Annotated in this window: 14 protein-coding genes; 9 read left to right on the top strand and 5 right to left on the bottom strand. The window is 64.9% G+C overall.

Translation table 11 applies throughout. The features are described 5' to 3' along the window. Positions 1 to 32: 32 nt before the first annotated feature. Entirely contained in the window at positions 33 to 1,391 is a 1,359-nt protein-coding gene (gene glmU / locus BSY18_RS01200; RefSeq protein ID WP_069049387.1) for a bifunctional UDP-N-acetylglucosamine diphosphorylase/glucosamine-1-phosphate N-acetyltransferase GlmU, read from the bottom strand. 94 nt (positions 1,392 to 1,485) lie between these two features. Between glmU and BSY18_RS01195 the strand changes: the two genes are divergently transcribed. After that, positions 1,486 to 2,178, top strand: a complete 693-nt coding sequence (locus tag BSY18_RS01195) for an HAD hydrolase-like protein (protein ID WP_069049386.1) — start codon at positions 1,486 to 1,488, stop codon at positions 2,176 to 2,178. A gap of 1 nt (position 2,179) precedes the next feature. Here the strand turns inward: BSY18_RS01195 and BSY18_RS01190 are convergent, their stop codons facing one another. The 4 genes from BSY18_RS01190 to BSY18_RS01175 form a co-directional block, all read right to left on the bottom strand. After that, positions 2,180 to 3,217 carry a nucleotidyltransferase domain-containing protein gene (locus BSY18_RS01190; protein WP_069049385.1) on the bottom strand — a complete coding sequence of 346 codons (1,038 nt, stop codon included), beginning with the start codon at positions 3,215 to 3,217 and terminating at the stop codon, positions 2,180 to 2,182. Then, positions 3,214 to 4,107: an HprK-related kinase A gene (locus tag BSY18_RS01185; RefSeq protein WP_054133461.1), complete on the bottom strand. Its 894-nt coding sequence runs from the start codon at positions 4,105 to 4,107 to the stop codon at positions 3,214 to 3,216. The genes BSY18_RS01190 and BSY18_RS01185 overlap by 4 nt, the downstream gene beginning before the upstream one ends. Before the next feature lie 97 nt (positions 4,108 to 4,204). After that, entirely contained in the window at positions 4,205 to 4,516 is a 312-nt protein-coding gene (locus BSY18_RS01180) for an HPr-rel-A system PqqD family peptide chaperone (RefSeq protein WP_083231256.1), read from the bottom strand. 20 nt (positions 4,517 to 4,536) lie between these two features. Next, on the bottom strand, positions 4,537 to 4,944 hold the full coding sequence (locus tag BSY18_RS01175) for a hypothetical protein (RefSeq protein ID WP_054133676.1): 408 nt from the start codon (positions 4,942 to 4,944) through the stop codon (positions 4,537 to 4,539). A gap of 212 nt (positions 4,945 to 5,156) precedes the next feature. Here BSY18_RS01175 and BSY18_RS01170 point away from each other — a divergent pair, with 212 nt between their 5' ends. From BSY18_RS01170 to BSY18_RS01135, 8 genes are all read left to right on the top strand, one after another. Next, on the top strand, positions 5,157 to 6,455 hold the full coding sequence (locus BSY18_RS01170) for an ATP-binding protein (protein WP_054133463.1): 1,299 nt from the start codon (positions 5,157 to 5,159) through the stop codon (positions 6,453 to 6,455). Between the two features lie 211 nt (positions 6,456 to 6,666). Continuing rightward, complete coding sequence (locus BSY18_RS01165) at positions 6,667 to 7,716, top strand: substrate-binding domain-containing protein (protein WP_069049384.1); 1,050 nt, start codon at positions 6,667 to 6,669, stop codon at positions 7,714 to 7,716. Positions 7,717 to 7,724: 8 nt separating this feature from the next. After that, a complete protein-coding gene (pstC, locus tag BSY18_RS01160; protein WP_054133465.1) occupies positions 7,725 to 9,101 on the top strand; it encodes a phosphate ABC transporter permease subunit PstC in 1,377 nt (458 codons plus the stop codon). A gap of 10 nt (positions 9,102 to 9,111) precedes the next feature. After that, a complete protein-coding gene (gene pstA / locus BSY18_RS01155) occupies positions 9,112 to 10,389 on the top strand; it encodes a phosphate ABC transporter permease PstA (protein ID WP_439491153.1) in 1,278 nt (425 codons plus the stop codon). An 8-nt stretch (positions 10,390 to 10,397) separates the two neighbouring features. Continuing rightward, on the top strand, positions 10,398 to 11,171 hold the full coding sequence (gene pstB / locus BSY18_RS01150) for a phosphate ABC transporter ATP-binding protein PstB (RefSeq protein WP_054133467.1): 774 nt from the start codon (positions 10,398 to 10,400) through the stop codon (positions 11,169 to 11,171). 87 nt (positions 11,172 to 11,258) lie between these two features. Then, positions 11,259 to 11,969 carry a phosphate signaling complex protein PhoU gene (phoU, locus tag BSY18_RS01145; RefSeq protein WP_171900153.1) on the top strand — a complete coding sequence of 237 codons (711 nt, stop codon included), beginning with the start codon at positions 11,259 to 11,261 and terminating at the stop codon, positions 11,967 to 11,969. 48 nt (positions 11,970 to 12,017) lie between these two features. Further along, positions 12,018 to 12,713 (top strand): phosphate regulon transcriptional regulator PhoB, encoded by a 696-nt coding sequence (gene phoB, locus BSY18_RS01140; RefSeq protein ID WP_054133468.1) that lies wholly within the window; start codon positions 12,018 to 12,020, stop codon positions 12,711 to 12,713. Between the two features lie 163 nt (positions 12,714 to 12,876). Then, entirely contained in the window at positions 12,877 to 13,773 is an 897-nt protein-coding gene (locus BSY18_RS01135) for an SDR family oxidoreductase (protein WP_054133678.1), read from the top strand. Positions 13,774 to 13,808 lie beyond the last annotated feature (35 nt).

Raw genomic sequence — 13,808 nt, 5'->3', positions numbered from 1 at the left:
TATCATGATATCATGTCAAGCCGGATGCCGCCTCACTTACCCTCGCGCTTCTTCCGGCGCATCGCGTCGTGAAAGCGGTCGGCCCAGCCGGGCTTGACCAGCTGCTCCGCGCGGACAAGACGCAGTTCGCCATCGGCGACGTCGCGGCTGACCGCACTGCCCGCTGCGACGATGGCATCACGCCCGATCTTGACCGGGGCGATCAGCGAACTGTTCGATCCGATGAACGCGTTCTCGCCGATCACGGTCTGGTATTTGAAATAGCCGTCGTAGTTGCAGGTGATCGTGCCTGCGCCGATATTAGCGTTTGCGCCGACAGTCGCATCGCCCAAATACGTCAGGTGGCTGGCCTTTGCGCCGGGACCCAGCACCGCCTTCTTCATCTCGACGAAATTGCCGACCTTCGCCCCCTCCTGCATCTGTGCACCGGGGCGCAGCCGCGCGAACGGGCCGACCGAACAGCCGCTGGCGATCGTCGCGCCCTCGATATGACTGAAGGCGTGGATCACGACGTTGTCGGCAATCGTGACCCCGGGGCCGAACATCACATTGGGTTCGATGACGACATCGCGGCCCACGATCGTATCGTGCGCGAACCACACGGTCTCAGGCGCAACCAGGCTCGCGCCATCGGCCATCGCCCGCGCGCGGCGGCGCGCCTGCCAGATGGCCTCTGCTTCGGCGAGCTCGGCGCGGCTGTTGATCCCGATCAGCTCGTCGGGGTCGGTCTCGACCACCACCGCGCGGTCGCCGTCCTGGATCACCAGCATCACGATATCCGGGAGATAATACTCGCCTGCCGCATTGTTATTACCGACGCGGTCGAGCAGCGACCAGAGGTCGGCGGTGCGCACCGCGGTGACGCCGGAATTGCACAGCTTGACGCCGCGCTCGTGATCGCTCGCGTCCTTGAACTCGACCATCTTGGCGATATTGCCCGAAGCATCGGCGATGATCCGGCCATAGGCCTTGGCGTCATCGGGCGTGAAGCCCAGCACCGCAACGCGTGGGCCGTCCGCTGCGGAAAGCCGATCGGTCAGGCGGCGAATGGTGTCGGGTTGCAGGAACGGCGTATCGCCGAAGCACACGATTGCGATGCCATCGAAATCGGCCAGCGCCTCCCGCGCCTGCAACGCGGCATGCGCGGTGCCCAGTTGCTCGGCCTGGTGGGCGATGGCGACGCCGCGCGGCGCGACCGATGCCTCCACCTGCTCGCGTCGTGCTCCCACAACGACGACCTGGCGCGCGGCCCCCGCCGCGCTCAGGCTTTCCAGCAGGTGATGCAGCATCGGCAGCCCGGCAACAGGGTGTAGCACCTTGTGCAGATCGGACTTCATCCGTGTGCCCTGGCCCGCCGCCAAAATGATTGCAGCCAGCGCCTGCTCACCCATACTCTAAGTTCTCCGCGTTTCCCAAAGCAGATCGCACAAACCCTTGCCACGAACCGCTTGCATCTTCCACCTTTTTCGGGCGATGCAGCCTCTCATGACAGACTTTCCCTACCAAATCATTGGCTTCGACCTCGATGGCACATTGCTCGATACCAGCCCCGAACTGACCGTATCGGTCAACCACACGCTGGCGCTGGCGGGGCTGCCCACTTTGAGCCTGGAAGAGGTCAAGCCGATGGTTGGCCTGGGTGCCAAGCACATGCTGCAGGTGGGGCTCGAGCGCGCGGGCAACAGCGATCCGCAGGCGCTGCGCGACTATCTGCCGATCCTGCTCGATCATTATGGCGACAATCTCGGCAGCGGCTCCCCGCCCTATCCCGGGCTGCTCGATGCGATGGCGCGGTTTGACGCGATGGGGGTGAAGATGACCGTCGTCACCAACAAGTACGAAAGGTTCGCGGTCAAATTGCTGACCGAGGTCGGCCTGATCGACCGCTTCGCCTGCGTCATCGGCGGCGACACCATGGGCAAGGGCAAGTCCAAGCCCGATCGCGCGCCGATCGACGAGATGATCCGCCGCAGCGGCGGCGAGCCGGGATCGACGCCCGCCGCGTTCATCGGCGACAGCATCTATGACGTGATGGCCGCGCACAATGCGGGCATCCCGTGTGTTGCGGTGAGCTTCGGGTTCCTGCACCAGCCGGTCGACACATTGGGGGCCGATGCGATTATCGATCATTACAACGAGTTCATTCCGACGCTGCAGCAGATCGCGGCAAACGGCTGACCTAACCGCGATGCCCCTTGCGCCATTTGGTCCACAGGTGGCGCGCCAGCATCGCAGGCGGCATGCGCAAAAGGTGCGAGCGGATATAGAAACCCTGGCGGGTAAGCTTGCGGGTCTTGCGGCCCCATCCGTCGACCGCGGTGATGCGGCGCAGGAAGAGCATGTCGCTCGCATGCGCGGTATTGCGAGCCCGGTCGGGTCGCAGGAACATGATGGGCGTGCCGTACAGCTGCGCCGACAGCCGCAGGGCCCGCCCCACCGCGTCGCTTAGTCCGTGCAGTCTGGCCCGCTCTGCCAGCATTTCGGAGAACCCTCGCTCTTCGACAACGAACTGCCGCACCAGCCGGTCGATATCCCACAGGTTGCGCATCCCGCCGGACATGTCCCCGTCCGCGATCAGGTGCGCGGCGGCGTGGCAGATGATGTCGGCGGGCGAGAGCACATACAGCCCCGAGGGAAGCAATCGCGCGCTGGCGATCAGCGCGGCGGCATCGGGCCGTGGCCCTGCGGTCAGCGGCAGGATCGTGTGGTGGACGTCGATCATCCGGTCCCGTGTCGCATGGATCAGCGGCGGCAGCTCGTGCATCCACTGGCGGTAATAAGCATCGTCATAGGGATCGGGCTTGACCCACTCCCACCCCGCCTTGAGCAGCAGCGCTTCGACCTGATCGAGTCCGGCGCGCTCGACCAGGATATCGAGATCGCCGATCGAGCGACCCAGGGCAGCGTCGTATCCGGCCGCAGCAAAGGCGGTACCCTTGAGCAGCACGACCTTGCCGGGATAATCGGCGAGCGCCATCGCTGCGCACTCGGCTTCCCACAGCGCCTGACGCTGGCCGGCGACATTGGAATGACGCACATCGGCAAGCACGCGGGCGACATCGGGCGGCACCGGCGCATCGGCGAGCACTTCCGCCAGCGTTCCGATCAGCGAGAGTGCGCGCGCGGCGGACAGCAGATGCGTCCATCCGGTCGGATCGAGCCCGGCGACCGACCCCGGATCGGTGAGCGCGCGCGCGACCGACCAGCCATCGCTCATGCCGCGGCCGCCCTTGCCCCCAATTTGCCCCCCTGTTCGGACCACAGACGCTCGACCATCTCGACGCCCTCCTCGCCATCGGAATAATCGATGGCGCAGGCGGACATCGCGCGGACAAAGCCAGTCAGCGCATCGAACCCGCGTTCGCCCAGGGCGACATAGTTGGTCGAGGCCTGGGTGAGCCGGACGAAGCTCTCCGCCTCGTCGACCCGGCGCACCGCGCGCGGAAAGCCGAAGCGCGGGAAGAGCAGCAGCGCCGGCCGCGTCTCGCGCGCCATCAGCTCGACCGCCTCGGTGCGCGGGCGCAGGTGACGGATTGTGCCCTTGGGCGTCTCGCGCATCACCGGACCGAATCGGGTCTCGTCATCGACCTCGCGCTCCATCGCGGCGATCGCAGCGTTCTTGAGGCTGACCGGGCGCGGAAACGGCACGATCATCCCGCTATCTGGATCGAGCAGCACGAACTCGTCGCCCAGAAACCGCCAGCCGCGTTCGCCCAGCAGCGCCGAAAGCGTGGATTTGCCCGCGCCCGAGACGCCGGTCATCACCACCGCGCGGCCATTGCGCGATACCGCGCTGGCGTGCAGCAGCAGATGCCGCCGCCAGCCCAGAGCCATTTGCAGGTTCATCGCCATTTCGGCCGCGAGCAGCCCCTGTTCGAGCGGCAAAGGCGCGGCATCGGGCAGCGTGAAATCGCCCGCGATCGCCACCTGCGGCTTGACGAACCGGCGCAAGGCGGATGTCGCCTGCAACCGCACGGTGAAATCGGGAACACCCTCGTCCTGCGGGTAATCCTGATACAATGCGCGCAGCTGATCCACCGGCGCGCGCCAGTCACTGCCGATGCGGAATCGGGCCGGTCCGACAGTGATGGAACAGGAGTGGCGCATGCATCGCGCCTTACAGGCAGCGGGCACGCGGACAAAATGGAAACAGGGGGTTAGGCGGCCAAGTGCAGCGGATTTACATCACCCTGATGCAAGCGTGTCACGCATCGCGCGCGATCACGACCAGCCCCAGCGCGCCAAGCTCGGCAAGCCGCTCGGCGACCACCGCCTCGGGGGCTTCTCCGGGCTCGTCGCCGACGATATCGAACCGTTCCGCGACCAGCGCCAGCACCTGTGCGGGGGTCACCGATTCTCCCGGCGGCAGCTGCGCGAGCGCGTCGAGCAGATCGGGAACCGGCTCGGCGAGCAGATGGGTGATGCCGGAGGGCACGTGATAGATCGCCTCAAGCCCGCCGAGCGGCGCGCGCTTCAGCGCGGAAGCGGGCAAGGCGGAGAAGCGAGGCAAGGCCATATACGCGCGGCGCCTCGCAATCAGCGGCGGGGCATCTGCAGCGAGGCGTAGCAGGTAAAGCCGCTCTGGCCGTTCTGCAGCTTGCGGATATAGTTGAGATAGGCCTGAGACTGTTCGCGCGAGGCGCCCGGCAGGTTGCGCCCCTGCAGCGCCTGGCGCACTTCCTCGCCGGTGAAATCGCGCGGCGAAGGCGGGAACGCTCCCGGGGTATCGGGGGAGACCAGCTTGCCCGAGGCGTCGATGAACATGCCCTTGCCGCGCTCGGGCACGGGGATGGTGCAGTTGAGCACCGAGCCTGCGGTCTGCGCCAGCGCAGGCCGGATGCTGACCACGGCAGAGGTGGCGACTGCGCCGATCAGCAGCGTGCGCCGCGATGCCGCTGCGCGCATGTCGATCCCGCGCGAATCATCTTGGCCGGTATCACCCATTTTGCTGTCGTCAGCGCTCATATCTGCAATTCCCCGGTGCCCGGCACGGTCGGCGCACATGTTTGCACGAACTTAAGGACCATCAACCGGCCAAGGCAAGGCATTTGATCCGGTGTCCTTTCACGGGACACGCCGGACGCCAGAGGTAAATCGCAAGGCCCCACCGCATCACCGATGGCGCGAATCCGCGCGGGCTGGTATAGCGGCGGCCCATGGGAGACACTCCGGGATCGGGATTGAATGGCGGCCGCTTTCTGTTCGCGACAGCTTTGCTGGGCGCGGGCGTGGCGATCAGCCAGTTCGGCAGCAACGGCATAGAGCAGGCGATGATCTGCTTTGCCGCAGGGCTTGTCGCAATCGTCGCGATGGCCGACCTGTCGAGCCCGGCCAAGCACAATCCGCAAGCTGCCGCTCCGATCCGCGAGCCAGAAATCAAGCCGATCAGCCAGCATCGCGATTTCACCAGCTTCATCGACGGGCTGGCCGATCCGGTGCTGGTGCTCACCGGAACCAATGTGCGCCGCGCCAACAGCGCCGCGCGCAAGCTGCTGGGCGAATATTGCGTGGGCGAGGATGTCCGACTGGTGATCCGCCACCCCGCCGCTGCCGATCTGCTGGTCGATACCAGCGCGGCGGCAGAAGGCCCGATCCAGCTGGTCGGCATCGGCAGCCGCGACCAGCGCTGGGAAATGCTGGTGCGCGACATGCCGGGCGGCGAGCGGATCCTGCATCTGTGGGATCGCTCCGGGGTTTATGCGGTCGAGCGGATGCGCACCGATTTCGTCGCCAATGCCAGCCACGAGCTGCGCACGCCGCTCGCATCGATCAAGGGCTTTATCGAGACGCTGGAGGACAACGAGGCCGGCGCCGATCCGGAAACGCGCGCGCGTTTCCTCAACGTCATGTTCCGCGAAGCGAACCGGATGCAGAAGCTGATCGACGATCTGATCTCGCTGTCGCGGATCGAGGCGGAGAAGTTCCGCGTTCCCGATACGCCGGTGGACCTGCCCGAATTGATGCGCGAGGTGCAGACCGTGCTGCGCCACAGCCAGCCCGATCGCGGCGCGGATATCGCGGTCGATATCGGCCCGGACCTGCCGCCGTTGCGCGGCGACCGCACCCAATTGTCGCAACTGCTGCACAATCTGGTGTCGAACAGCATGAAATACGGCCAGCCCGGCACCCCGGTGACGATGCGGCTGCGCTCGTCGCGCAACGGCGCGCTGGTGCGGCTGTCGGTCAGCGATTGCGGCGAGGGCATCGCGCCCGAACATCTGCCGCGCCTGACCGAACGCTTCTACCGCGTCGATTCGAGCCGCAGCCGCGCCATCGGCGGGACCGGGCTTGGCCTCTCGATCGTCAAGCACATCGTCGAGCGGCATCGCGGACGGCTGGAAATCGACAGCGAGGTGCAAAAGGGCACCACGATCACGATCACCCTGCCTGCCGACCCGCGCACCCCGCAGATCGACGGCTCCGGGTCGAATCCGGACCTGTCGGTCCCCGCCTGAGCCGGGCTGGCACACGCCTCCGGGGGCGTTGTCATAAATCCGTCATCGCATTGTCATCTTTGGGCAATCGCCTCTCCCTATCGGCTCCCTGTCGGGGGCCGCCTTTCCGGGGACACGTGGGTTTGCGTGATTCTGGGAAGGCCATGCGTGTCCCGCTATCGGGACAACCAGGACCGCCCATGCGGTCCAGGCTTTATGAGAGGTTGGGGTTTTGATCAGGAAGCTCGCTTTTGCCGGCCTTCCAGCTTTGCTGCTGGCAGGGTGTCAGGACCCGGCATCGACCAATCAGGGCAGCAGCCGCAGCGAGATCCGCATCGTCGGCTCGTCGACCGTCTTCCCCTTCGCCAAGAAGGTCGCCGAGGAGTTCGTCAATTTCGACCCCGAGCGGCGCTCGCCGATTCTCGAATCCACCGGTACCGGCGGCGGCGTCGAGCTGTTCTGTTCGGGCGTCGGCGCCAACACGCCCGATATCGTCAATGCCTCACGCCGCATGAAGAAGGGCGAGTTCGACCGCTGCACCGCGAACGGCGTCGACGGCATCATCGAGATCGTGATCGGGTTTGACGGCATCGCGCTCGCGCAGGCGCAGAACGGCCCCCGGATCAGCCTATCGGTCGAGGAATTCTATACCGCGCTTGCCGCGAACCCCTTTGGCAAGGGTGCCAACAAGGCGATCCGCTGGCCCGACATCAACCCGGCGCTGCCCGACACCCGGATCAACATCTTCGGCCCGCCGGCGACCTCTGGCACCCGCGATGCGCTCGAAGAAATCATCATGGAAAAGGGCTGCAAGTCCGATCCCGCGATCAAGGCGCTGTCGGATTCGGACAAGGACAGGTTCGAGGAAATCTGCCACTCGGTCCGCACCGACCAGGCCTATACCGACACCGGCGAGAACGATAATCTGATCGTCCAGAAGCTGTCGACCAACCCCGATGCGGTGGGGATCTTCAGCTACAGCTATCTGGCAGACAATGCCGATACCGTGCGCGGCGTCCCGATCAACGGGGTCGAGCCGACCTATGCCACGATCGAGAACGGCACCTATCCCGGTGCCCGCACGCTCTACATCTACGTCAAGAAGAAGCATGTCGATGTCATCCCGGGGCTGCGCGAATATCTTGCCGAGTTCATGCGCGGCGGGGAACATGAGGGCTATCTGACGCGCATCGGCCTGATCGCGGCGCCCGAAAAGGTGCGCGGAGAGATGCTGGGACGGATCAAGACGCTGACCACGCTTGACGGCGCAGAGCTGAAATAGGCGCCAGCATGACCAGCACAGCAACCTTGTTCCTGATTGCAGGCCTTGGCCTGATCACCTGGGTGTTCGCCCGTGCCCGTGCGGGCCGGTTCATCCAGTCGGGCGCGGCCAGTGTCCATTCGCTGCCCAGCTATCACGGGTGGTACGCCGCGATGTGGGCGGTGGTGCCCGCGATCCTGTTCCTGCTGGTGTGGAGCTCGGTCGCACCGGCGCTGGGCAGCTTTGCCGTGCTGGACAGCCCGCTCGCCGCCCAGCTCCCCACCGATCCGTTTTCGCGCGCCGCCATCCTGTCGGAAGCCCGCGCGCTGTCGCGCAACGCCGATCTCAAGGTGTTCAACGACGCGGCCGTTCAGCTCGCCCCGCTCTATGCCGCAGCAGACCGCCAATATGCGCTGATCGGCGCGCTTGCCGCATTCCTGCTGTGCTTTGCCGGCGGCGCCTTTGCCTTCACCCGCATCCGCCCCGATTTTCGTGCGCGCACCAAGGTGGAGCGCACGGTGATGCTGGCACTGCTGCTCGCCTCGCTGATCGCGATCCTGGCAACTTTGGGCATTGTCGCCTCGCTGATCGTCGAGACGGTGCGCTTCTTCAACCTCGTCTCGCCGTTCGAATTCCTGTTCGGGCTCGACTGGAACCCGTCTGACAAGGTGGTCGACGGCAAGGCGACCGGCTTTGGCGCAGTGCCTTTGTTCTGGGGCACGGTGTTCATCGGCGCGATCATCGCGATGGCGGTGGCGATCCCGCTGGGGCTGATGAGCGCGGTGTACCTCACCCAATATGCAAGCCCCACGGTGCGCAAGTGGATGAAGCCGATCCTCGAGATTCTCGCGGGCGTGCCGACGGTGGTCTACGGCTATTTCGCCGCCCTCACAGTCGCGCCTGCGCTGCGCAGCTTTGCGGTGATGATCGGGATCACCGATGCCTCGTCGGAATCGGCGCTGGCGGCTGGCCTTGTCATGGGGGTGATGATCATCCCGTTCGTGTCCTCGATGGCCGATGACAGCATTGCCGCCGTCCCCGGCAGCATGCGCGATGGCTCGCTCGCCATGGGCGCGACCAAGAGCGAGACGATCAAGCAGGTGCTGATCCCCGCGGCGCTCCCCGGCGTGGTCGGCGGCGTGCTGCTCGCGGTCAGCCGCGCGATCGGCGAGACGATGATCGTGGTGATGGCCGCAGGGCTTGCCGCCAACCTCACTGCCAATCCGTTCGCCAGCGTCACCACCGTGACCACCCAGATCGTCCAGCTGCTCACCGGCGATACCGATTTCAACAGCCCGATGACGCTCGCCGCTTTCGCGCTTGGGCTCACGCTGTTCATCGTCACCCTGCTGCTCAACATCGTCGCGCTGCAGATCGTCAAAAGATATCGGGAAGCGTATGACTGAGGCCGCAACCATGTCCGCACACCTGCCTGCGACGGCTGCGACCGCGCGCAAGACCGACTGGATGGGCGATGCCATGCAGAAGCGCATCGCCTCGCGCTACGCCGCCGAGCGCCGCTTCAAGTTCATGGGGCTGGCTGCGGTCGTGCTGTCGTCGCTGTTTCTCGCCTTCCTGCTGTTCGTGATGGTCGGCAATGGCGCCAAGGGGTTCATCGCCACCGAAGCGACGCTGACCGTCGACCTGCCCGCCGCCACCGGCAGCATCTCGCCCGAGCAGCTCACCGGCCCGCGCCTGTCTGCCACAATGGCCTCGATCGACGTCCGGCGGATCTATGACAACGCTGTGCAAACGCAATATGGCAAGGACGGCAGCCGCTTCTTCGCGACCACCGCCTGGACCGCACTGCGCGACCAGCTGACCGAAAACCCCAATCTGGTGATGGGCAAGACCAGCTTCTGGCTGCCGACGTCGAGCGACATCGACCGCGCCGCCAAGGACACCTCGACCGCAGAAGCCGAGGCTGATTATGCCCAGCTGCGCAAGGCGGGCGAGGTGCGCCAGACGTTCAACTGGAACTTCCTCACCGGCTCGGACGGCACCGATCCGGCGCAGGTCGGCATCTGGGGTTCGCTCAAGGGTTCGCTGATCACCATGGTGGTCACGCTGTTGCTCGCCTTCCCCGTCGGCGTGCTCGCGGCGGTGTATCTGGAGGAATATGCGACCAAGAACCGGCTGACCGACCTGATCGAGGTGTCGATCAACAACCTGGCCGCGGTTCCCTCGATCATCTTTGGCCTGCTCGGGCTTGCGGTTTTTCTGCAGTTCTTCGCGATGCCGCGCTCTGCCGCGATCGTCGGCGGTCTGACGCTGGCGCTGATGACCATGCCGGTGATCGTGATCGCTGCGCGCAACGCGATCAAGGCGGTGCCGCCATCGATCCGCGAGGCGGCGATGGGTGTCGGCGCAAGCCCGATCCAGGTCGTGTTCCACCATGTGCTGCCGCTGGCGATTCCAGGGATCATGACCGGCACCATCATCGGCATGGCGCGCGCGCTGGGCGAAACCGCGCCGCTGCTGATGATCGGCATGCGCGCCTTCACCACGACACCCCCCGATGGCCTGACCGACCCGGCCACGGTGCTGCCGGTGCAGATCTTCCTGTGGTCGGACGAGGTCAACCGCGGCTTTGTCGAAAAGACATCCGCCGCGATCATCGTCCTGCTTGTCTTCCTTCTCACCATGAACGCGGTCGCGGTTTATCTGCGCAACCGGTTTGAAACGCGATGGTAACGAAATCCATGACCGAATCCGCTGCTGCTCCCAAGATGTCCGCACGCGACGTAAAGGTGTTTTACGGCGACAAGCAGGCGATCAAGGGCGTGTCGATCGACATCGACATGGACAATGTCGTCGCGTTCATCGGCCCGTCGGGCTGCGGCAAGTCGACCTTCCTGCGCACGCTCAACCGCATGAACGACACCATCCCCAGCGCGCGGGTGGAAGGCGACATCACGCTGGACGGCGAGGACATCTATTCGAGCAAGATGGACGTGGTGCAGCTGCGCGCGCGCGTCGGCATGGTGTTCCAGAAACCCAACCCATTCCCCAAGTCGATTTACGACAATGTGGCTTATGGCCCGCGCATCCACGGGCTTGCCCCCAACAAGGCCGAACTCGACCAGATCGTCGAAAACTCGCTGGTGCGCGCAGGCCTGTGGAACGAGGTCAAGGACCGGCTGAGCGAAAGCGGTACCGCGCTTTCGGGCGGCCAGCAGCAGCGGTTGTGCATTGCGCGCGCGATCGCGGTCGATCCTGAGGTCATCCTGATGGACGAGCCCTGCTCGGCGCTCGACCCGATCGCCACCGCCAAGATCGAGGAACTGATCCACGAACTGCGCGGCCGCTATGCCATCGTCATCGTGACGCACAACATGCAGCAGGCCGCGCGCGTTTCGCAGAAGACCGCTTTCTTCCATCTGGGAACAATGGTGGAATATGGCGATACCTCCGATATCTTCACCAACCCGCGCGAAGAACGGACCCGTGACTATATTACCGGCCGATATGGCTGATTGCGCACATAGTTCAGCGACAGCGCCCAGCATTCCGGGTTATCCTGCACCGGACGGGGCCGTCACCGACATGATTTGGAAGATTTGATGAACCACAGCCTGAACGAACACACCCTGAAGGCCTTTGATGGCGACCTGATCACCCTGCGGGGACTGATCGCGGAGATCGGCGGACGAGCTGAAAAGGCGGTCGAGGGCGCGATGACGGCGCTCGCCAATGCCGATCTCGACCTGGCGCGCCAGGTGGTCGAGGGCGACAAGCGCATCGACGCGCTGGAAGAGCAGATCGACCGCATGGTGATCCAGACCATCGCGCTGCGCGCGCCGATGGCCGACGATCTTCGCGAACTGGTCGCAGCGCTCAAGATTTCGGGCGTGGTCGAGAGGATCGGCGATTACGCCAAGAACATCGCCAAGCGCGTCGCTCTGATCGATGCCAGCCAGCAGATCGAGGCGGCACGGTTGCTGCCCGCGATGGCCGATGCCACCCGGCAGCTGGTCGACGATGCCTTCACCGCCTTTGCCCGCCGCGATGCGGACCTTGCCGTCGCCGTGTGCGCACAGGACAAGACGGTGGACGATTTCTACAACAGCATCTTCCGCGCGCTGATCGCGCACATGATCGAGAACCCCGAGCATGTCGGCGCTGGCACGCACCTTTTGTTCATCGCCAAGAATCTCGAGCGGATCGGCGACCACGCCACCAATGTTTCGGAAATGGTCTATTTCGCGGTCACCGGCCAGTCGATGAACGAACGCGAGCGCGGCGATGACGCGCTGGCGCCAGACACCGACTGATCAGGATATTCCTGATCGGGACTTTTGGCACAAGAAAGCACGAAGACGATGACAACACCCCATCTGCTGCTGGTTGAAGACGACATGGCACTGGCAGAGCTTGTCTCCTGGCACTTCGACAAACAGGGCTTTCGCGTCAGCCAGACCGCCGACGGCGAAGAGGCGATGCTGATCGCGCGCGAGGAGCGGCCCGATATCGTGCTGCTCGACTGGATGATCGAGAACCTGTCGGGCATCGAGGTCTGCCGCCGCCTGCGCCGCGACAACGATACCTCGAATATCCCGATCATCATGATGTCGGCGCGTGGCGAAGAGGAAGACCGGGTGCGCGGGCTGGACATCGGCGCCGACGATTATGTTACCAAGCCCTTCTCTCCGCGCGAGCTGATCGCGCGCGTCAACGCGGTGCTGCGCCGGGTGCGCCCGGCTCTGGCAGGCGAGGCGCTGAGCTTTGCCGACATCGAGATGGACACCGTGGGCTACAAGGTGAAGCGCGCCGGGCAGACGATCCCGCTCGGCCCCACCGAGTTCCGCCTGCTGCGCCACTTCCTCGAGCATCCCGGCTGGGTGTTCTCGCGCGAGCGATTGCTCGACAGCGTCTGGGGACATGACAGCGATATCGAGATTCGCACCGTCGACGTCCACATCCGGCGGCTGCGCAAGGCTTTGAACGCGCATGGCCAGCCCGATATCATCCGCACGGTGCGTTCGGCGGGCTATGCGCTGGACAGCGAACTGGCCTGATCGCCGTAACGTCAGCGCGGCTTTACGCGAACGTCAATCGGTGCCCCTCTCTGCCTGGAGCCAGCTTGGCGCTTGCCAAGCGGCGCAACATGGCTAAAACCCGCGCCATTCCGCGCGGATTTGCCGCGCCCAGTGTAAAACCCTGCCCGAAAGGATGCATGCCATGACCATCAGTTTCAAGGACCGCGTTGCCATTGTCACCGGCGCAGGCGGCGGCCTGGGCCGCGCCTATGCGCTCGATCTTGCCGCCCGCGGCGCCAAGGTTGTCGTCAACGATCTGGGTGGTGCCCGCGACGGCACCGGCACCTCGGATGCAGCCGCGAAGGTGGTTGAAGAAATCAAGGCTGCCGGCGGCGAAGCCATGGCCAATGGCGGTAACGTCACCGAATACGAACAGATGGTCGAAATGGTCGCCAAGGCCAAGGAAGCCTGGGGCGGCGTGCACGTGCTGATCAACAACGCCGGCATCCTGCGCGACAAGAGCTTTGCCAAGATGGAGCCCGCCGATTTCGATCTGGTGGTCAAGGTCCACCTGCTGGGTTCGGCCAACTGCACCAAGGCGGTGTGGGAAACGATGCGCGAGCAGAACTATGGCCGCATCCTGATGACCGCCTCGTCGACCGGCCTGTACGGCAACTTCGGCCAGGCGAACTACGGCGCGGCCAAGCTCGGCCTCGCCGGCCTCACCAAGACGCTGTACCTTGAAGGCGCGAAGAACAACATCAAGGTCAACACGCTGGCGCCCGTCGCAGGCACCCGCATGACCGAAGACATCTTCCCGCCCGAAGCGTTTGCTGCGTTCAAGCCCGAGAACGTTGTCCCTGCCGCGGTCTATCTGGTGTCCGAAGATGCGCCGACTAACATGATCATCGGCGCAGGCGCAGGCGCATTCCACGCGGCCTATGTCACGATGACCCAGGGTGCCGCCCTGCCCGAGGGCGAGCGCACCGCAGAGGGCGTCGCGCGCATCTTCGACAAGATCACCGACCGCACCGGCGAGACGGTTCCGCAGTCGGGCAGCGAACAGGCAATGACGATCATGCGCCTGCTGCAGGGCTGATCTTCGGCTTCATTGCTGGAATACATCGAGGGGGT

The sequence above is a fragment of the Blastomonas sp. RAC04 genome, from assembly GCF_001713435.1.
In the GTDB taxonomy this organism is placed as follows: domain Bacteria; phylum Pseudomonadota; class Alphaproteobacteria; order Sphingomonadales; family Sphingomonadaceae; genus Blastomonas; species Blastomonas fulva.
Note: the sequence above shows the minus strand (reverse complement) of the source record. Positions and strands in the feature narration are given on the sequence as shown.

Bases quoted from the DNA above. Each gene is read 5' to 3' on its own strand.
- BSY18_RS01175 (WP_054133676.1), bottom strand. From the start codon at position 4,944: ATGGGTGATACCGGCCAAGATGATTCGCGCGGGATCGACATGCGCGCA.
- BSY18_RS01195 (WP_069049386.1), top strand. From the start codon at position 1,486: ATGACAGACTTTCCCTACCAAATCATTGGCTTCGACCTCGATGGCACA.
- glmU (WP_069049387.1), bottom strand. From the start codon at position 1,391: ATGGGTGAGCAGGCGCTGGCTGCAATCATTTTGGCGGCGGGCCAGGGC.
- pstC (WP_054133465.1), top strand. From the start codon at position 7,725: ATGACCAGCACAGCAACCTTGTTCCTGATTGCAGGCCTTGGCCTGATC.
- phoU (WP_171900153.1), top strand. From the start codon at position 11,259: ATGAACCACAGCCTGAACGAACACACCCTGAAGGCCTTTGATGGCGAC.
- BSY18_RS01135 (WP_054133678.1), top strand. From the start codon at position 12,877: ATGACCATCAGTTTCAAGGACCGCGTTGCCATTGTCACCGGCGCAGGC.
- BSY18_RS01190 (WP_069049385.1), bottom strand. From the start codon at position 3,217: ATGAGCGATGGCTGGTCGGTCGCGCGCGCGCTCACCGATCCGGGGTCG.
- BSY18_RS01185 (WP_054133461.1), bottom strand. From the start codon at position 4,107: ATGCGCCACTCCTGTTCCATCACTGTCGGACCGGCCCGATTCCGCATC.
- BSY18_RS01180 (WP_083231256.1), bottom strand. From the start codon at position 4,516: ATGGCCTTGCCTCGCTTCTCCGCCTTGCCCGCTTCCGCGCTGAAGCGC.
- BSY18_RS01170 (WP_054133463.1), top strand. From the start codon at position 5,157: ATGGGAGACACTCCGGGATCGGGATTGAATGGCGGCCGCTTTCTGTTC.
- pstA (WP_439491153.1), top strand. From the start codon at position 9,112: ATGTCCGCACACCTGCCTGCGACGGCTGCGACCGCGCGCAAGACCGAC.
- phoB (WP_054133468.1), top strand. From the start codon at position 12,018: ATGACAACACCCCATCTGCTGCTGGTTGAAGACGACATGGCACTGGCA.
- pstB (WP_054133467.1), top strand. From the start codon at position 10,398: ATGACCGAATCCGCTGCTGCTCCCAAGATGTCCGCACGCGACGTAAAG.